General features: G+C 70.3%; 20 protein-coding genes and 1 pseudogene. 16 read left to right on the forward strand and 5 right to left on the reverse strand.

Going from position 1 to position 18,265, the window contains the following annotated elements:
• The first annotated feature begins 274 nt into the window (after positions 1-274).
• Both ACN9MP_RS06380 and ACN9MP_RS06385 read left to right on the forward strand, forming a co-directional pair.
• Entirely contained in the window at positions 275-1,339 is a 1,065-nt protein-coding gene (locus ACN9MP_RS06380; RefSeq protein ID WP_426324685.1) for an aldo/keto reductase, read from the forward strand.
• Positions 1,340-1,477: 138 nt separating this feature from the next.
• A complete protein-coding gene (locus tag ACN9MP_RS06385) occupies positions 1,478-2,080 on the forward strand; it encodes a histidine phosphatase family protein (protein WP_426324687.1) in 603 nt (200 codons plus the stop codon).
• A gap of 16 nt (positions 2,081-2,096) precedes the next feature.
• On the opposite strand, the gene ACN9MP_RS06390 is transcribed toward ACN9MP_RS06385, so the two are convergent.
• On the reverse strand, positions 2,097-2,570 hold the full coding sequence (locus tag ACN9MP_RS06390) for a GNAT family N-acetyltransferase (RefSeq protein ID WP_426324689.1): 474 nt from the start codon (positions 2,568-2,570) through the stop codon (positions 2,097-2,099).
• 119 nt (positions 2,571-2,689) lie between these two features.
• On the opposite strand from ACN9MP_RS06390, the gene dapB reads away from it, so the two are divergent.
• Together dapB and ACN9MP_RS06400 are read left to right on the forward strand one after the other, a co-directional pair.
• Complete coding sequence (dapB, locus tag ACN9MP_RS06395; RefSeq protein WP_426324691.1) at positions 2,690-3,505, forward strand: 4-hydroxy-tetrahydrodipicolinate reductase; 816 nt, start codon at positions 2,690-2,692, stop codon at positions 3,503-3,505.
• A complete protein-coding gene (locus tag ACN9MP_RS06400) occupies positions 3,502-3,951 on the forward strand; it encodes a tetratricopeptide repeat protein (RefSeq protein ID WP_426324693.1) in 450 nt (149 codons plus the stop codon). The genes dapB and ACN9MP_RS06400 overlap by 4 nt, the downstream gene beginning before the upstream one ends.
• A gap of 18 nt (positions 3,952-3,969) precedes the next feature.
• Here ACN9MP_RS06400 and ACN9MP_RS06405 read toward each other — a convergent pair whose 3' ends face one another.
• The 4 genes from ACN9MP_RS06405 to ACN9MP_RS06420 all read right to left on the reverse strand — a co-directional run bounded on the left by ACN9MP_RS06405 (position 3,970) and on the right by ACN9MP_RS06420 (position 6,448).
• A complete protein-coding gene (locus tag ACN9MP_RS06405; protein ID WP_426324695.1) occupies positions 3,970-4,914 on the reverse strand; it encodes a TIGR01777 family oxidoreductase in 945 nt (314 codons plus the stop codon).
• Entirely contained in the window at positions 4,907-5,332 is a 426-nt protein-coding gene (locus ACN9MP_RS06410; protein WP_426324697.1) for an OsmC family protein, read from the reverse strand. Before ACN9MP_RS06410 ends, ACN9MP_RS06405 begins: the two co-directional genes overlap by 8 nt.
• A 143-nt stretch (positions 5,333-5,475) precedes the next feature.
• Entirely contained in the window at positions 5,476-6,018 is a 543-nt protein-coding gene (locus ACN9MP_RS06415) for a DUF4395 domain-containing protein (protein WP_426324699.1), read from the reverse strand.
• Complete coding sequence (locus tag ACN9MP_RS06420; RefSeq protein ID WP_426324701.1) at positions 6,011-6,448, reverse strand: TlpA family protein disulfide reductase; 438 nt, start codon at positions 6,446-6,448, stop codon at positions 6,011-6,013. The genes ACN9MP_RS06415 and ACN9MP_RS06420 overlap by 8 nt, the downstream gene beginning before the upstream one ends.
• Positions 6,449-6,587: 139 nt before the next feature.
• Here ACN9MP_RS06420 and ACN9MP_RS06425 point away from each other — a divergent pair, with 139 nt between their 5' ends.
• From ACN9MP_RS06425 to recA, 12 genes and pseudogenes are all read left to right on the forward strand, one after another.
• Complete coding sequence (locus ACN9MP_RS06425; protein WP_426324703.1) at positions 6,588-7,397, forward strand: thymidylate synthase; 810 nt, start codon at positions 6,588-6,590, stop codon at positions 7,395-7,397.
• Positions 7,394-7,924: a dihydrofolate reductase gene (locus tag ACN9MP_RS06430; protein WP_426324705.1), complete on the forward strand. Its 531-nt coding sequence runs from the start codon at positions 7,394-7,396 to the stop codon at positions 7,922-7,924. The genes ACN9MP_RS06425 and ACN9MP_RS06430 overlap by 4 nt, the downstream gene beginning before the upstream one ends.
• Before the next feature lie 25 nt (positions 7,925-7,949).
• Positions 7,950-8,712 (forward strand): annotated as a pseudogene (locus ACN9MP_RS06435) (SDR family NAD(P)-dependent oxidoreductase).
• A gap of 52 nt (positions 8,713-8,764) precedes the next feature.
• Complete coding sequence (dapA, locus tag ACN9MP_RS06440) at positions 8,765-9,742, forward strand: 4-hydroxy-tetrahydrodipicolinate synthase (protein WP_426324707.1); 978 nt, start codon at positions 8,765-8,767, stop codon at positions 9,740-9,742.
• Positions 9,743-9,818: 76 nt separating this feature from the next.
• Positions 9,819-11,495 (forward strand): ribonuclease J, encoded by a 1,677-nt coding sequence (locus ACN9MP_RS06445; RefSeq protein WP_426324709.1) that lies wholly within the window; start codon positions 9,819-9,821, stop codon positions 11,493-11,495.
• Positions 11,496-11,586: 91 nt separating this feature from the next.
• Positions 11,587-12,081 (forward strand): GNAT family N-acetyltransferase, encoded by a 495-nt coding sequence (locus tag ACN9MP_RS06450; protein WP_426324711.1) that lies wholly within the window; start codon positions 11,587-11,589, stop codon positions 12,079-12,081.
• Between the two features lie 76 nt (positions 12,082-12,157).
• Entirely contained in the window at positions 12,158-14,893 is a 2,736-nt protein-coding gene (locus ACN9MP_RS06455; RefSeq protein WP_426324713.1) for a DNA translocase FtsK 4TM domain-containing protein, read from the forward strand.
• 50 nt (positions 14,894-14,943) lie between these two features.
• On the forward strand, positions 14,944-15,516 hold the full coding sequence (gene pgsA / locus ACN9MP_RS06460) for a CDP-diacylglycerol--glycerol-3-phosphate 3-phosphatidyltransferase (RefSeq protein WP_426324715.1): 573 nt from the start codon (positions 14,944-14,946) through the stop codon (positions 15,514-15,516).
• The gene (locus tag ACN9MP_RS06465; RefSeq protein WP_426324717.1) at positions 15,513-15,977 is read left to right on the forward strand and encodes a CinA family protein; all 465 of its coding nucleotides are present in this window, start codon (positions 15,513-15,515) and stop codon (positions 15,975-15,977) included. Before pgsA ends, ACN9MP_RS06465 begins: the two co-directional genes overlap by 4 nt.
• A gap of 165 nt (positions 15,978-16,142) precedes the next feature.
• The gene (locus tag ACN9MP_RS06470; protein WP_109211855.1) at positions 16,143-16,451 is read left to right on the forward strand and encodes a helix-turn-helix domain-containing protein; all 309 of its coding nucleotides are present in this window, start codon (positions 16,143-16,145) and stop codon (positions 16,449-16,451) included.
• A gap of 39 nt (positions 16,452-16,490) precedes the next feature.
• Positions 16,491-16,715 carry a DUF3046 domain-containing protein gene (locus ACN9MP_RS06475; RefSeq protein WP_426324719.1) on the forward strand — a complete coding sequence of 75 codons (225 nt, stop codon included), beginning with the start codon at positions 16,491-16,493 and terminating at the stop codon, positions 16,713-16,715.
• Positions 16,716-16,961: 246 nt separating this feature from the next.
• Positions 16,962-18,014: a recombinase RecA gene (gene recA, locus ACN9MP_RS06480; RefSeq protein WP_192636124.1), complete on the forward strand. Its 1,053-nt coding sequence runs from the start codon at positions 16,962-16,964 to the stop codon at positions 18,012-18,014.
• Positions 18,015-18,265: the final 251 nt, after the last annotated feature.

An 18,265-nucleotide genomic window follows, 5' to 3' on the forward strand; every position in this document is an offset into this window, starting at 1 on the left:
CCAGCCGGCCGCCCACCGAATCGCGGATGCCCGTCCCTCGCCGAGGGGCGGGCATCCGTCGTCCGGTCGCCGTGCGCCGCCGGCTGTCGCCTGCGAAGCCGACCGGGGCGGCGGTGGATCGACGGTATGTGATCAAACCGTTATGCAATGTTTATCGGCAGTTCGCCTCATAGCACAGACCGCTGTCCGGACTGGCCTACCCTCGAAGTAGGCGCCGGGGGGCGCGCGACAGTGATCACGAAGCTCCAGCGGGGTTCTCGTGAGGGGGTGGCACATGGCGTACTTCGGCGTCGACTCGACTCTTCCGTCGACGAGCCCGGGTGCCGCCGTCTCCTCCGCCGCGGCCCCCGACGGCGAGCGCGTGCGCGGCCCGCACCCGTCCGCACCCATTCCGGTCCAAGGCCCCTCGGTCGGCAGCAACCTTCGCGTTCCGCTCGGCGAGAGCGGATGCGTCGTCTTCCCGCTGATCCTCGGCGCCGCTGAATTCGGGTGGAACGTCGATCTGGAGTCCAGCCACGCGATCCTCGACACCTATGCGGAGCTGGGCGGCAATGCCGTCCACACCTCCGACAGCTACTCCAGCGGCCGGAGCGAGCACATCATCGGCCAGTGGCTGCACTCGCGCGGCCTGCGCGACGACATCGTGCTCGCGGTACGCATCGGCGGTCACGCCGACAACCCGGGGCTCGGGCCCGTCAACCTCGTTCGCGCGGTCGAGGCGTCCCTCAACCGCCTTCGCACCGACCGCATCGACGTGCTGTACCTCGATGCGACGACCGACCCGGAGGCGTCGCTCGAAGACACGCTCGCCACGGCGGAATGGCTGGTCGAGACGGGCAAGGTGCGAGCGCTGGGCGCGATCGGCTACAGCGCCGCGCAACTGGTCGAGGCGCGCATCTACGCCTCGGCGGGCTACCCGCGCATCACGGTGCTCGATGTGCCCTTCAACGTGCTGCGCCGCCACGAGTTCGACGCCGACCTCCGTCTCGTCGCCGGGGCCCAGAGCATGGCCGTCACTCCGTCGCACGCGCTCGAGCACGGGTACCTCGCCGGCCGCCAGCGTTCGAAGATCCGCGGTGCCCTCTCGGTGCGCGGCGCGCAGCTCGCCGCGAACATCAACCGCCGCGGCACCCGCACGCTCCGCGCGCTCGACGCGGTCGGCGCAGAGCTGGGCGTGCCCGATGCGGCCGTCGCCGTGGCCTGGCTGCTCGCGCAGAAGCTCGTGACCGCGCCGATCGTCAATGCCTACGCACCGCAGCACGTCGAGGAGCTCGTCCAGGGCGTCGGCGTCCGGCTCAGCCGGGCGCAGCTGGCCGACATCGGCCGCGCCTCCGTGTAGTTCGCGGCCGTCGTCGCGCGGGCCGTCGGCGCGTCAGGCGGCGTCCGCTCGGGCGGCATCCGCCTCGTGTCGTAGTGTGGAAGACGTGCCTCCACCGGCACGCGACCCAGACCCTACCTCGATGGCGAAGTGAGCTGCGTGACGCACTACATCTACCTCGTGCGGCACGGCGAGCACCAGGATGCCGAGCACGGACTCGTCGACGGACCGCTGTCGCCGCGCGGCCGCCGTCAGGCCGCCTTCCTGGCCGACCGGCTCTCGGGCGTCCCCTTCGACGCCGTGTGGCATTCTCCTCTCGAGCGGGCCAGCCAGACCGCCCGGGCGGTTGCCGAGCGGATGCCGTCGCTCTCGCCGGAGCCGTCGGCGCTCCTGTTCGACTGCGTGCCGACGGGGATGACCGACGAGACCCCCGCCGCGTTCGAGCCCTTCTTCGGATCGGTGACCGAAGCCGAGGTGGAGGCCGGCCGCGCCCAGATGTCGGACGCGGTCAGCGAGTTCCTCGTGCGCAAGCGCGGAGAGGTGCACGAGCTGCTGATCACGCACAACTTCGTGATCGCATGGTTCGTGCGCGAGGTGCTGCAGGCCCCCGACTGGCGCTGGATGACGCTCAACCAGGCGCACTGCGGGCTGTCCGTGATCGCCCAGAAGCAGGGCCGTCCGTGGACTCTTCTCTCGCACAACGACCTGGCCCACCTGCCGGTCGAACTGCGCACGGGTCTGCCCGAGGTCTACCCCGTCTGAGGGCGGGGCTTGCGCGTCAGAGCGCCTTGCCGTACCAGCGCGAGGCGTTCGGGTTGTCGTTGTAGGGCTCGATCGGCACGAACCCGGTGCGCGCGTAGAGCGCGCCGGCGGCCTCGAGCGAGTGGTGCGTGTCGAGCACGAGCTCGGCGGCACCGAACTCACGGGCCCGGCGCTCCAGATCTTCGACGAGCAGCCGCCCCCAGCCCCGGCCGCGCGTCACCGGCCGCAGATAGAGGTGCTTGAGCTCGTACCGCACGCCGAGCGGCCCGTCCGGGATGAGACGGATGCCGCCACAGCCCTGCGCAGCGCCTTCGTCGTCGTCAAGAACCACGAAGACACCGGCCGGCGGCTCGAATGCCGCGGGATCGGGAAAGGTCGTGCGGTACGCGACGTCGAGGAGCGTGAACCCCTCGGTGCGGGCGCGGAAGTACTCGGCGAGGAGCTCGTGCGCATCAGGTGCGTCGACGGGGGAGGGGCGCAGTGTCACCACCCCTCCAGCGTAGGCGGCCGAGCCGCGTGCTCGGCTTCGCCCGGGGGGCCCGCGTCGACGCCTGGCCCGGCGGTGCGCCCGGCCCGGCCTGCCCGTGCGCCCCGCCTAGGATGGGAGCCATGACGACACGCGTGGCCATCGTCGGCGGTACCGGAAAGCTCGGCGGCATCATCCGCGACGTCGTCGAGGCGGAGCCCGGGTTCGAGCTCGCGGCCGTGCTGTCCTCGCGGTCCGAGCTTTCCGAGCTCGAGGGCGCCGACCTCGTGGTTGACGCGTCGACCCCCGCCGTGTCGATAGACGTCGTGCGCGCCGCCATCGAGCGCGGCATCAACGTGCTCGTCGGCACCTCCGGCTGGTCGGCCGAGCGCATCGCCCTCGTGCGGCCGCTCGTCGAGGCGGCGGGCACGGGAGCCGTGTTCATCCCCAACTTCTCCGTCGGCTCGGTGCTGGGCTCGGCTCTCGCGGCCGCCGCGGCGCCGTTCTTCCCGTCCATCGAGATCATCGAGGCCCACCGCGAGACGAAGATCGACTCCCCGAGCGGAACCGCCGTCCGCACGGCCGAGCTGATCGCGTCCGCCCGTGAGGGCGTCGGCCCCGTCGAGTCGCCGTACGTCGATCAGCGTGCGCGCGGCCAGCAGGTCGCCAGCGTTCCCATCCACTCGCTGCGCCGCCCGGGCGTCGTCGCCCGCCAGGAGGTCATCCTGTCCGGGGCGGGTGAGTCCCTCACCGTCGTCCACGACACGGTGGAACCGGCGAAGGCCTACGGTCCCGGCATCCGTCTCGCCCTGGCAGCAGCGCGTGACGCGACGGGTGTCACCATCGGCCTCGACAGCCTCATCGACATCGGGATCGGCCGTCGCAGCACCCCTGCCGACGCCAGCCCCGTGGACGAGGGGGGCGTGCCCGGTCAGGTCGCGCGCACGACCGGCGCATGAGCGCGCGCATCGGAGTCGCCGTCATGGCGGCGCTGCTCGCGCTGTACATCGTGCTCGTCGGGCAGCGCGCGCGGCTGCTGCTCACGAGCGGCGACGGCATCGCGGTCGCAATGGGAGTCGTTCTCGTCGTGCTTCCCGCCATCGCGGCGTGGGCGCTGGGGCGTGAGCTGTGGTTCGGCGTGCGCGCACAGCAGGTCGGACGACGCCTGGAGGCCGAGGGCGGTCTGCCGCAGGACGAGGTCGCGGTACGGCCCAGCGGCCGCGTGCTGCGGGAGGACGGGGATGCCGTGTTCCCGAAATACCGGGCGGATGCCGAGGCGCATCCCGACGACTGGCGGGCGTGGTACCGCTTGGGCCTCGCGTACGACGCCGCCGGCGACCGGCGCCGCGCACGGGAGGCGGTCCGCACCGCGATCCGGCTCGAGAAGTCGGACCAGCCGGGCTGACACCGCCCGCGTTCGAGATCAGGCCGCCGCGGGCACGGCCGCGGCGACGGCATCCTCGACCGTCGGGTGCCGGAACTCGAACCCGGACTCCTCGAGCCGCTCGGGGATCACGTGGGCATCCGACGTGAGGATCGCCTCGGTGGCGTCGGCGCCGAGCACGAGCCTCATGCCCCACACCGGCGCCCGCAGCAGGAAGGGGCGGTTCATGCGCACGGCGAGGGCGAACCCGAGGTCGTTTGCGGTCGCCCGGGTCGGCCCCGAGAGGTTCACCGGCCCGGTCAGGCGGGTGTCGATGACGTGGCGGATGGCGCGCACCTCGTCGTTGAGCGAGATCCAGGGCCACGCCTGCGTGCCCCGCCCGATGGGACCGGATGCGCCCAGCTTGGTGAGTACCAGCAGCGGCTTCAGCACACCGTCCTCGTGCACGACGGGAGCGGTGCGCAGCAACGTCACAGCGGCCTGCTCTCCGGCACCGTGCGCCGCCGACTCCCACTCGGCGCACAGGTCCGCGAGGAACGACTCGCCCCGCGGCGCCGCTTCGGTGAGCCGGACGCCCGGCTGGGAGCCGTAGTAGCCCACGGCCGAGGCCGATACGAAGTGGGGAGCATCCGTCCCCCGTTCGCGAACTGCGCGGGCGATCGCGCGGGTCGGCGTGATGCGCGACCACAGCAGCGCGGCCTTGTACGACGGCGTCCAGGGGAAGCGCCCGATGCTGGCGCCGTTGAGGCCCACCACCGCGTCGGCGCCGTCGAGCACTGCCGGATCGAGGGGAGCGTCGGTCGTCAGCCATTCCACTTCGTGGTCGGCCTCGGGAGGTCTGCGCACGAGGGTCGTCACCTCGACGCCGTCGGCACGCAGGCTCTCGACCAGGGCACCTCCGATGAGGCCCGACGCGCCGGCGACGACGACTCTGCCGGCCGCCGGACGCGAGCCGGGGCCACGCGCCGAGCGGCTTTCAGGCAAGCGTCGCCTCGAGCGTGATCTCGACGCCCGCGAGGGCTTGCGAGACCGGGCATCCGGCCTTGGCGCTCTGCGCGAGACGCTCGAACTCCTCGGGGTCGAGGCCCGGCACGACCGCGTTGACGTTGAGGTGGCTGCCGGTGATTCCGGTGCCGGGCTTGAACGTGACAGACGCGGTGGTGTCGATCGACTCGGGCGGCGTGCCGTTCTCGGCCAGCGCGAGCGAGAACGCCATGCTGAAGCACGAGGCATGGGCTGCGGCGATGAGCTCCTCGGGGGTCGTGACCGACGTCGAGCCTTCGCTGCGCGCCTTCCAGTTGACCGGGAAGGTGCCGAGGCCCGATGACACGAAGGTGGTTTCACCGGCGCCGTCGAACAGGCCGCCCTTCCAGACGGTGGTTGCTTCGCTCGTGACGGTCATGTGAGGCTCCTCGCTCGCGGCGCGCCCGCTTCTGCGGGCGTCTCGCGTCAGCCTAACCGCGACGGATGCCGCGCCGCGACGGCCCGTGCGGCTTCGGCGTCAGACGACGTCAGGCTGCCGCGGAAGCGAACGCGGGGCGAACCTCACGCCGAGACGGGACGAGCGCGGCCGACGATGCCGGCGCGCTGCAGCACGAGGTAGAGCTGGCAGCCGAGGCACAGGCCGAACACCGCGTTGAGGAAGGCCGCGACGAAGGCTGCGGCTGCGGCGATCGTCAGTGCCCACGGCACGCCGGCAAGCTGCAGGAGCAGGCCGATTGCGGCCACGAAGAGTCCGACCCCCTGGGCGAAGCGCGGCGGACGCGGGTCTTCGAGCTCCTTCGGCGGCGAGAGGCGCGGGGCCACCAGCGCGCGATAGAGCGCGCCCCACGGGGCGGTGCGCGGCGAGAGCACGCCCCAGAGGAACAGCAGCGTGGCGACGAGAAGGAGGAGGAACGCGGGATCGAGGATCCGCTCGGTGATGCTGGCCGACGTGATCGCCCAGCCCTCTGCGGTGGACGCCGTCGACAGGCCGGTGAGACCCAGGAAGACGTCGATCAGCAGGAGCACGGCGGTGATTCCGGCCACGAAGCGGGGACCGCGCGGATCGATGCCGCGGGGTCCGGTGGCAGGCGCTCTCTCAGACATGGGCATCCTCCGCGGTCAGCCGATTGAGCTCCAGCTCGAGCACCTCGCGCCCCGGGATTCCGCCGAAGCGGGTCTGCACGACGCCGTGGCGATCGAGCACGAGCGTCGTGGGCGTCTGCAGCACGTGGAAATGCCGGGCGATGTCGGGACGGTGCGTGAGATCGACATCGAGGTGGCGGACGCCTTCGCGATCGTCGGCGATCCCCGCGAGCGTGCGGTGCACTCCGGGGCAGCGGGCGCACAGCTCCGTGCTGAACTGCAGGAGCGTGGCGACCTCGCCGAGGCCGTCGGCGCCGAGCCGGTGCGGTTCGATCACCTCGTGCGCGACGTCGCGACGCGCGCGGGATTGCCGCCAGTTGAGGAAGACGCCGAGTGCCACCGTCGCCGCGAGGAGCGCGGCGAGGGTGATGAGGGCGCCGAGGAGGTTCACAGCACATCAGGCTAACCCGTTTCAGCTGAATGGAGACGGCATTCGCCAATATGACGCCGACGGCGTAACACGGGACGGGCCACCGCGTGAACGGCGCGGCCCGGGTCCCGAGCCGCTGGGCGCGGGTATCGTGGCTGCCGTGACGACGCCGATTCCCACTCCGTACGAGGACCTGCTGCGCGACGTGCTGGAGAACGGCACGCACAAGGACGACCGCACCGGGACCGGCACCACCAGTGCGTTCGGGCGTCAGATCCGCTTCGACCTGTCTCAGGGGTTCCCGCTCATCACGACCAAGCGCGTGCATTTCAAGTCGATCGCCTACGAGCTGCTGTGGTTCCTGCGAGGCGATTCGAACGTCGCCTGGCTGCAGGAGAACGGCGTGACGATCTGGGACGAGTGGGCGGATGCCGAGGGTGAGCTGGGACCCGTCTACGGCGTGCAATGGCGCTCCTGGCCGACGCCGTCGGGGGAGCAGATCGACCAGATCTCGCTCGTGCTCGACCAGATCCGCGCCAACCCCGACTCGCGGCGGCTGATCGTGTCGGCCTGGAATCCGGCCGACATCCCCGACATGGCGCTCGCGCCGTGTCACGCGCTGTTCCAGTTCTACGTCGCCGACGGGCGCTTGTCGTGCCAGCTGTATCAGCGCAGCGCCGACCTCTTCCTCGGGGTGCCTTTCAACATCGCGTCGTACGCGCTGCTCACGCTCATGGTGGCGCAGCAGGCGGGGCTCGAGCCGGGGGACTTCGTGTGGACCGGCGGCGACTGCCACATCTACGACAACCATCTGGAGCAGGTCCGCGAGCAGCTGACCCGCGAGCCGTATGCGTATCCGACGCTCCGGATCGCGCGCCGGCCGGACTCGGTCTTCGACTACCGCTACGAGGACTTCGTCCTCGAGGACTATCAGCACCATCCCGCGATCCGCGGGGCCGTCGCGGTATGACGGCACCCACCGGCCCGGCCGGCGTGGGTCTGATCTGGGCCGAGGCGCGCGGCGGTGTGATCGGCGCCGGCGGCGGCATGCCGTGGCACGTTCCCGAGGACCTGGCCCACTTCAAGGCGCTCACGCTGGGCGCGCCCGTCGTGATGGGTCGCCGCACCTGGGAGTCGTTCCCGGCACGGTTCCGTCCGCTGCCCGGCCGGCGCAACATCGTCGTCACCCATCAGGAGGACTGGGCGGATGCCGGGGCCGAGCGTGCCGGCTCGCTCGAGGCCGGCCTCACCCTGGCGGGTGAAGACGTCCCCGACCGCATCTGGGTGATCGGTGGCGGACAGCTGTTCGAGGAGGCCATCGGCCTCGCCGACCTGTTGGAGGTCACCGAGCTGGACATCGCCGTCGACGGCGACACGCTGGCACCCGACCGCTCGGGGTGGCACACCGAGGCGACCGATCCCGAGGCGGGCTGGCACACGTCGGGCTCCGGCATCCGTTATCGCTTTCTGAGACTCGTCCGGCCGGAGACCCGCTGACGCGGCCCGGCGTAGGGTGGCGCACATGGCGAAGACGGCGCTCATCACGGGTGCGAGCTCGGGTCTCGGGGCCGAGTACGCGCGGCAGCTCGCGGCCAAGGGTGCCGATCTCGTGCTGGTCGCCCGCGACCGGCACGCGCTCGAAGAGCTGGCGACCCGGCTGCGGTCGACCCACGGCGTCGAGGTCGAGGTGCTCGCCGCCGACCTCGTGGAGCCCCGCGAGCGGGAGCGCGTGGAGGAGCGCGTGCGCGACGAGACCCGGCCGATCGAGATCCTCGTGAACAATGCCGGGTTCGGACTGCCGCTGGCGTTCGAGCGCAACGACATCGACGACGAGGTCCGGCACCTCGAGCTGCACGTGGAGGTGCCCATGCGGCTGACGCACGCGGCGCTCGGGCCGATGCTCGCGCTGCCACGGCCGCATCGTCAACGTCGCGTCGGTGGCGGCCTTCATCCCGCGTTCCACGTACGGCGCGTGCAAGGGGTGGCTCGTGAGCTTCAGCCGGTGGGCCAACCGCCGCTACGCGCCGCGCGGCGTGACGGTGACGGCGGTCTGCCCCGGCTATACGCACACGGGCTTCCACGAGCGGCTCGGGCTGCCTCCGGGGGAGGAGGGCGTGCCCGAGGTGCTCTGGCTCGGTGCGCCCGCGGTCGTGTCGGACTCCCTGCGCGACGTGGCGCGGGGCGCCGCGGTGTCGATCCCGTCGCTGCGCTACAAGCTGCTGGTGGCCCTGGCCCGCGTCGCGCCGCCCTCGCTCGCCACGCGCATCGCCGAACGCGGGCGGTAGTCCCCGGCGCCGGCCGCACGCGGCGGTCGCGGCATCCAGATAACCTGAAGGCATGACGCATCCGGGCAATCCCTTCGGACAGGTGCTCGTCGCGCTCGTCACCCCCATGACGGCCGACGGCGAGGTCGACTGGCCCGCTGTCGAGAAGCACATCGACGACGTCATCACGGCGGGCGCCGACGGCATCGTCGTCACCGGCACCACCGGCGAGACGTCGACCCTCACCGATGCGGAGAAGATCCGTCTCGTCGAGGTCGGAAAGGATGTCGCCGCGGGGCGCGCCGCCGTCATCACCGGCGGCGGATCGAACGAGACCGCGCACGCCATCGAGCTCTACAAAGCCAGCGAGAAGGTCGGCGCGGACGGCATCATGATCGTCACGCCGTATTACAACAAGCCCACGCAGGCGGGCATCCTGACGCATTTCCGGCTCGTCGCCGACGCCACCGATCTGCCCGTGATCCTCTACGACATCCCCGGCCGCACCGGCGTGCCGATCAAGTACGAGACGATCCTGCGCCTCGCCAAGCATCCGAACATCCTGGCGATCAAGGATGCCAAGGGCGACTTCAGCGAGGTGAGCCGCGTGCTCAACCAGACCGACCTGATGTACTTCTCGGGAGACGACGCGAACGTGCTGCCGCACCTCGCCATCGGTGCGACGGGCCTCATCGGGGTCACGGCCAATATCGCCGCGCAGCCGTACCGCGCGATCGTGGACGCCGTGAATGCGGGCGACCTGAAGACCGCGACCGCCGCGCACCGGCAGCTCGAGCCCCTCGTGCGCGCCGTGATGACGCACGTGCCCGGCACGGTGTCGGCGAAGTACATCCTCCACGGCCTCGGCCGCATCGGAAGCCCCCGCGTGCGACTGCCGCTGGTCGGCCCCGAGGAGTGGGAGGCGGCCAAGATCGAGGACGAGCTCGCCCTCGTGACCGGCGTCCCCGGTGCCGACTTCTCGAACTTCCGCCCCGACCGCAACGCCGCCGCCGGCGGCGCCCTGCCCAAGGTGTCGGGCACCACGAGATGACGGATCGCGCCGTCGCCGCGTCGGCGACCGCGCGCTGATGAACGGATGCCCGCGGGCATCATGAGGAGGCTTCACGATGCCCACCACTCCATACGATCCGCCCGAGCTCGCCGCAGGAACCCTCCGGGTCATCCCGCTCGGCGGCCTGGGCGAGGTCGGCCGAAACATGACCGTGTTCGAGTACGGGGGAAAGCTCCTCGTCGTCGACTGCGGCGTACTGTTCCCGGAGGAGCACCAGCCGGGTGTGGACTTGATCCTTCCCGACTTCGAGCCGATCAAGAGGCGCCTCGACGACATCGTCGGCGTCGTGCTCACGCACGGCCACGAGGACCACATCGGCGCCGTGCCGTATCTGCTCAAGCTCAAGAGCGACATCCCGATCATCGGATCGGGGCTGACCCTCGCGCTCACGGAGGCGAAGCTCAAGGAGCACCGCATCCGGCCGTACAGCCTCACCGTGGCGGAGGGGCAGCGCGAGAACCTCGGCCCGTTCGAGCTCGAGTTCGTCGCGGTCAACCACTCGATACCCGACGCCCTCGCGGTGGCGATCCGCACGCCCGCAGGCCTGGTGCTGGCCACCGGCGACTTCAAGATGGACCAGCTGCCGCTCGATGGCCGCCTCACCGACCTCCGCGCGTTCTCACGGCTGGGGGAGGAGGGCGTCGACCTCTTCCTCGTCGACTCCACCAACGCCGACGTGCCGGGCTTCACGCCGCTGGAGCGCTCGATCGGCCCCGTGCTCGACCAGGTCATCGGCAAGGCGCCGCGCCGGGTGATCGTGGCGAGCTTCTCCAGCCACGTCCACCGCGTGCAGCAGGTGCTCGATGCGGCCGCGGCTCACGGCCGGCGGGTGGCTCTTCTCGGACGCAGCATGCTGCGCAACATGACGATCGCCGAGGACCTCGGCTATCTCCACGTGCCGGAGGGCGTGCTGATCGACTACAAGAAGGCTCGCGACCTTCCCGACGACAGGATCGTCTACATGTCGACCGGGTCCCAGGGCGAGCCCATGGCGGTCCTGAGCCGCATGGCCAACCTGGACCACGCGATCGAGCCCGGCCCGGGCGACACCGTCATCCTCGCGTCGAGCCTCATCCCGGGCAACGAGAACGCCGTCTACCGCGTGATCGACGGGCTCACCAAGCTCGGCGCGAACGTCGTGCACAAGGGCAATGCCAAAGTGCACGTCTCGGGCCACGCCGCGGCCGGCGAGCTGCTCTACTGCTACAACATCCTGAAGCCGCGCAACGTGCTCCCGGTGCACGGCGAGTACCGCCACCTCATGGCCAACGCACGGCTCGCGCAGGACACCGGCATAGACCCCGAGCGCACGCTTCTCGCCGAGAACGGGACGGTCATCGACCTGAAGGACGGCGACGCGCGCATCGTCGGCCAGCTCGACCTCGGCTTCGTGTACGTCGACGGATCGACCGTCGGTGAGATCACGGATGCCGATCTCAAGGACCGCAGGATCCTGGGTGAGGAGGGCTTCATCTCGGTGATCGTCGTGGTCGACGCCTCGACGGGCAAAGTGATCTCGGGTCCCGAGATCCACGCGCGCGGCTTCGCGGAGGACGACTCGGTGTTCGAGGACGTGAAGCCCAAGATCGCCGCCGCCCTCGCGGAAGCCGCCAAGTCCGGCGTGCGCGACCAGCACGCCCTCTCGCAGGTCGTTCGGCGCACGATCGGGCGCTGGGTGAACCAGTCGCTCCGCCGCCGCCCCATGATCGTGCCGCTCGTGATCGAAGCGTAGCGAGATCACCATCGGCGGAGTATCGAAGCGTAGCGAGATCGCCATCGGGCGGAGTACCGAGGCGTAACACGCGGGCCGTACGATCGGCCTTGTGGCTATCTCGTTCCGGATCCGTCCCGCCGTCGCGGCGGACGGCGCGTTCCTCGGCGACATGGTCGTCGAAGCCGCGAACTGGCAGCAGGGGGGCGCGCGGCCGCGGCACGAGGTGATCGGGGGCACCGAGCATCGCCGCTACGTCGCCGGCTGGATGCGGCCGGGGGACGCGGGCTTCGTGGCAGAGGACGGCAACGGCGAGCCGGTGGGCGCCGCCTGGTACCGGATGCTGCCGCGCAGCGATCCCGGCTTCGGCTACGTCGGCACCGGCGTTCCGGAGCTCATCATCGGCGTGAAGCCGATCTGGCGAGCCCACGGCGTGGGGCGCGCGCTCCTGCAGCGCCTGTGCGAGCACGCCCGCGCGGAGGGATACGCGCGTATCAGCCTGAGCGTGGAGCGGGGCAACTTCGCCGCGACGCTCTACCGCAGCGAGGGCTTCGCCGTCACCCAGAGCGGGTCGGGACGCGACACCATGGTCAAGCGCCTGCGCTGAGGCATTCGTCTTCCTCGCGCCCCCGCCGGCGGCGTGGTTCACCGGAAATGTCGGGACACCGTCCTACCGTTGAGGGATGGCCAGGAGCTCAAGCCCGACCAAAGGGTCGCGCGCGTCTTCGAGCGCATCGACGAACGGGCGTGCGAACGCGTCGTCGACCGCGCGCAAGCCCGCGGCCGCGAAACCGGCACCCGCGCCCAAGCGTTACGTCGACCAACCCGATCGGCCCCCCGTCGTCGTGCGGGCATGGCTCGGACTCGCCCACGCCACCGGCGGACTCTTCCGGGCCTTCGGCCCGGAGTCGCTCGAGAAGGACCAGCGCCGCGACGGCTTCCCGTTCCTGCTCGTACTGCTGGCGATCGCCGGGGCCGTCAACGAGTGGTTCTTCATCGGCGGCGAGGTCGCGAAGACGATCAGCGCCTACACCGTCGGCGGCCTGATCGGCCGTGAGGCCTTCGTGCTGCCGGTGCTGCTGCTCATCCTCGCGGGGTGGATGTTCCGGCATCCGTCGTCCGTGCACGACAACGGCCGTGTGGGCATCGGCTTCGGCCTCCTCGTCCTCACGATCGCCGGCTTCTGCCACGTCGCCGGTGGGCGGCCCAAGCCCAGTGAGGGCCTGCCCGCGCTCAGCGAGGCGGGCGGTCTGTTCGGGTGGATGCTCGGCGAGCCGATCGCCCTGGTGCTCACGGATGTGGGCGCGTACATCGTGCTGTCACTGCTGGCGGTGCTCAGCGTCCTGATCATCACCAAGACGCCGCCGAACCGCATCGGCCGCCGTCTCGGCGAGCTGTACGCGTGGATGTTCGGGGCCGAGCCGCCGCACGAGAAGTCGGCGGATGCCTCGGCCGACGACTCCGCCGAGGACGACGGCGACCCGTCCCTGCCCTTCTGGCGTCGCAACAAGACGGGTCGCGAGAAGGACCCGGACGACGGCATCGGGTCCCAGGACCTCACGGAGCTGCTGGCCGCCGGATCGTCTCAGGGCGGTTTCGAGCAGGCGATCGCGGCGCCGGTCACGCCCCCTCCGGTGCCGACGGACGCCATGACCGAGGTGATCGACCCGGCCGTCCTGTCGGCGGCGAAGGCGGCGACGTCGTCGCGCACGTCGCTGCGCGACGACGCCGAGGTCATCGAGGACGACGGCACGCTGCCGGGGCTCGACGGCATCGGCTCGACGACGGCGGTGGACTCGCCGTCCGCCCCCTACCGGCTCCCGTCCGTCCACTCGCTCGCCGCGGGATCGCCGCACGTGGCCCGCTCACAGGCGAACGACGACACCGTGCGGGCGATCACCAGCGTGCTCGACCAGTTCTCGGTCGACGCACGCGTCACCGGCTTCTCGCGGGGCCCGACGGTGACCCAGTACGAGATCGAGCTCGGCCCCGGAGTGAAGGTGGAGCGCATCACGGCGCTCACGAACAACATCGCCTACGCCGTGGCGTCGAACGAGGTGCGCATCCTCGCGCCCATCCCCGGCAAGAGCGCGATCGGCGTCGAGATCCCGAACACCGATCGCGAGATCGTCACGCTGGGCGATGTGCTGCGCTCGACGACCGCGACGAACCAGACCCACCCGATGACGATCGGCGTCGGCAAGGACGTCGGCGGCGGTTACGTCGTCGCCAATCTCGCGAAGATGCCCCACCTCCTCGTCGCCGGTTCCACCGGCTCGGGCAAGTCGAGTTTCGTCAACTCCATGATCACGAGCCTGCTGATGCGGGCGAAGCCCGCCGACGTGCGGATGGTGCTCATCGACCCCAAGCGCGTGGAGCTCACCTCGTACGCCGGCGTGCCGCACCTGATCACGCCGATCATCACGAACCCCAAGAAGGCGGCCGAGGCGCTGCAGTGGGTCGTGAAGGAGATGGACATGAGGTACGACGACCTCGCGTCCTTCGGCTTCCGTCACATCGACGACTTCAACAAGGCCGTCGTGGCCGGTGAGATCACGCTGCCGCCGGGGAGCGAGCGCGTCCTCAAGCCCTACCCCTACCTCCTTGTGGTCGTCGACGAGCTCGCGGACCTCATGATGGTGGCGCCGCGCGACGTCGAGGACTCCATCGTCCGCATCACGCAGCTCGCGCGGGCCAGCGGCATCCATCTCGTGCTGGCGACGCAGCGGCCGTCCGTCGACGTCGTCACGGGTCTGATCAAGGCGAATGTGCCGTCTCGCCTCGCTTTCGCCGTGACGAGCGTCACCGACTCCCGGGTCATCCTCGACCAGCCGGGCGCCGATCGCCTGATCGGCCAGGGCGACGGCCTGTTCCTGCCGATGGGCGCATCGAAGGCGCTTCGCGTTCAGGGCGCGTGGGTGAGCGAGAAGGAGATCGAGGCGGTCGTCGCGCACGTGACGGCGCAGGCCCGCCCGGAGTACCGCCCCGACGTGGCCGCTGTGGCGGAGAAGAAAGAGATCGATGCCGACATCGGCGACGACCTCGAGCTGCTGCTCGCCGCCGCCGAGCTCGTGGTCTCGAGCCAGTTCGGCTCGACGTCGATGCTGCAGCGCAAGCTGCGCGTCGGCTTCGCCAAGGCCGGCCGGCTCATGGACCTCCTCGAGTCGCGCGAGATCGTGGGGCCCTCGGAAGGCTCCAAGGCACGTGACGTGCTGGTGACGGTCGAGCAGCTGCCGTCGGTCCTGGCGCGGATACGCGGCGAGGACGTGCCCGACGCGGCTCCCGCGGCAGTTGCTCCCGCACCGGACGCCGAAGACCGTTACGGGACGGATGCCGTCGACTCGCAGTACGACGGCTACCCGGTCGTCGACGGCGACACGGGCTCGGAGGACGCCTGGGGGCTCACGGGTCGGGAATGACTCGCTTCCGGCGGCCTGGCGGCACGGTGCTCCGCCGATAGGCTCGGGCCATGGCGATCCCCCGGCAGCTGCCCAACGCGATCACGATCGTGCGCATCCTGTGCGCGCCGGTCTTCCTGTGGATGCTGCTCGCCGACGGGGGAGCGGATGGTGCGCTGCGCTGGTGGGCGGCGGCCCTCTTCATCGTCGCGATCGCGACCGACGGGATCGACGGCTATCTGGCGCGGAAGCACCACATCGTCACGGATCTCGGCAAGCTGCTCGATCCGATCGCCGACAAGGTCCTGACGGGGTTCGCCTTCATCGGCCTGTCGATCCTGAGCGAGCTGCCGTGGTGGGTCACGATCGTCGTGCTCATCCGCGAGGTCGGCATCACGGTGTACCGTCTCATCGTCGTGAGCGATCACGTGCTCGCCGCGGCCTGGATGGGCAAGCTGAAGACGCTCGCGCAGGGCATCGCCCTCTCGCTCGCGCTGCTGCCCCTCTGGACGCTCGTCGGCGACGGGATCTTCTGGGTCAACAGCGTTCTCATGACGATCGCGGTGATCCTCACGATCCTGAGCGGGGTGGACTACGTCGTGACCGAGATGCGCGGCGCGCGCGCCAAGCGGAAAGACGCATGACGGCCGCGGCAGCGAGTCTGCTGCGCGCCCTCGCGACCCGCGACTGGTCCGTGGCCGCGGCGGAGTCGCTCACGGGCGGCCGCGTGACGGCGACGCTGGTGGACGTCCCCGGGGCGTCTGCGCACGTGCGAGGCGGGATCGTCGCGTACGCCACCGACCTCAAGTCGTCGGCGCTCGGCGTCGAGGCCGATCTGCTGGCAGCCCGCGGCGCCGTCGACCCCACGGTCGCCGAGCAGATGGCGCAGGGCGCCCGCCGGGTGCTGCGGGCGGACGTCGGGCTTGCGACGACCGGTGTGGCCGGGCCCGATCCGCAGGATGGGCATCCGGTGGGAACGGTCTACGTCGCGGTCGCCACGCCCGAGACGGTCGTCGTCTCAGCGCTCACGCTCACCGGGACGCGCGATGAGATCCGCACGCGCACGGTGGAGAGCGTGATCGAGCTGGCGCTCACGCTGGTCTGAGGCATCCGCCGCTGCACCCGGCAGCGGGAACAGACCGTGTTTCGTCTCGGTTACATTCGGTGATTCCCACCCATTGCCCAGTTCGCGGGATTAGATTGGCATCATCCGGTGCTGTACTGTTGGGCACCCGGAAGACGGTGGAATCAGAAGTGAGGAGGGGCCCTGATGATCCTGGTACGTCAAGAGATCGGCGAAGTGCTTCGTGATTTCCGCCAGCAGAAGGGTCGTACCCTCCGGCAGGTCGCGAGCCGCGCAAGCGTCGCGCTGGGTTACCTGAGCGAGGTGGAGCGCGGTCAGAAGGAGGCCTCGAGCGAGATCCTCGCGTCGGTGGCCGAGGCGCTCGACGTTCCCATCTCGACGATCATGCGCGAGGTCGGCGACCGCATCTCGGTGCTCGAGGGTCTGCAGACCTTCCCCGACGTCGTCCCCGACGACCTGGTGGCCTCGGTCGACGCCGAGCTGTCGCTTCGCTGAACCGCTTCTTCACGAAGGCTCTGGAATCTCGCCACGGGTATGCGTCGCAGTGAGTTCAACCGGGCTGTGGCCGAGGAGTTCGGCGCGCGCGCGAACGCCGTGGTGAACGACCTCGTACTGTCGAAGATCGGCGGACGAAGCGCGGCCGACGCCATCGATGCAGGCTTGGACCCGCGCGAGGTCTGGCTCGCGCTGTGCGAAGAGCTGGACGTTCCCGCTGACCGGCGCTACGGCGTCGGGCGGCTCGAACCGCGTCGCCGCTGAGCCATCGACTCGTGCCGCTTCGCGGCGTGTCATCGAAGAAGTGTTCGATGGCGGCGTAGGCTCCTGCACAGCAGGTGTCGAGGACGTGTTTTGCACGGACGCGGGAGGAGTGAAGGCCGATGTCGGAGCCCCTCCCTAACGTGATGAGCGTCGAACGACACCTCACGCCTTGTCGCAGCATCCGTCCCACCGGGTCGGAGCGCGACAGCCTACAGGCGACGGAACGCGAGCATAGAGGAGCACGTCATGCCATCACCCGTTGACCGCGAGAAGGCCCTGGAATCGGCCCTCGCCCAGATCGACCGGCAGTTCGGGAAGGGCTCGGTGATGCGCCTCGGCAGCGACGAGCGCGCGCCCGTCGAGGTCGTGCCCACCGGCTCGATCGCCCTGGACGTCGCCCTCGGCATCGGCGGGCTCCCGCGCGGTCGCATCATCGAGATCTACGGGCCGGAGTCGTCGGGTAAGACGACGCTCACCCTGCACGCGATCGCCAACGCGCAGCGCGCCGGCGGCATCGCGGCGTTCATCGACGCGGAGCACGCGCTCGACCCCGACTACGCGCAGAAGCTCGGCGTCGACATCGACGCGCTGCTCGTCTCGCAGCCCGACACCGGGGAGCAGGCGCTCGAGATCGCCGACATGCTCGTCCGATCCGGCGCGATCGACCTCATCGTGATCGACTCCGTCGCGGCCCTGGTGCCCAAGGCCGAGATCGAGGGCGAGATGGGCGATTCCCACGTCGGGCTGCAGGCGCGTCTCATGTCGCAGGCGCTGCGCAAGCTGACCGGTGGGCTCAACCAGACCAACACCACGATGATCTTCATCAACCAGCTCCGCGAGAAGATCGGCGTGTTCTTCGGCTCACCCGAGACCACGGCCGGTGGTAAGGCGCTGAAGTTCTATGCGTCGGTGCGTCTCGACATCCGCCGCATCGAGACCCTGAAAGACGGCGCCGAGGCGGTCGGCAACCGCACGCGCGTCAAGGTCGTCAAGAACAAGATGGCGCCGCCGTTCAAGCAGGCTGAGTTCGACATCCTGTACGGCGTCGGAATCTCGCGCGAGGGCAGCCTCATCGACTTCGGCGTGGAGCACGCCATCGTCAAGAAGTCGGGCGCCTGGTACACCTACGAGGGTGAGCAGCTCGGTCAGGGCAAGGAGAACGCGCGCAACTTCCTCATCAAGAACGCCGACGTCGCCGCCGAGATCGAGTCGAAGATCAAGACGAAGCTCGGCATCGGCGTACCGCGCGGTGCGGCCGACGGCGTCGAGGATGAGCTGGCGGCCCGGCGTCCGGCCTGATGGTCCGCTTCGTCGATAGCGGGGACGAGACCGACGTCGAAACCGGCGCCGGACTCGCCCGCGTGACCCCGCTTTTCGGTGATCGCGGCGGCACGGGCTTCCCGAAGACCGCTGCCGAGGTACGGCGGGCACTCGGGGGCCTGGGCATCGAGAGCGGACCGCCGCTGCCGGAGGAGCGCCCCTTCGACATCGCGTCCGTTCGATCGGATCGGACCGCTTCCCCCGGGCGAAGCCGCCCACGGGATCGCGTC

Source organism: Microbacterium sp. E-13, assembly GCF_049912955.1.
Classification (GTDB): domain Bacteria; phylum Actinomycetota; class Actinomycetes; order Actinomycetales; family Microbacteriaceae; genus Microbacterium.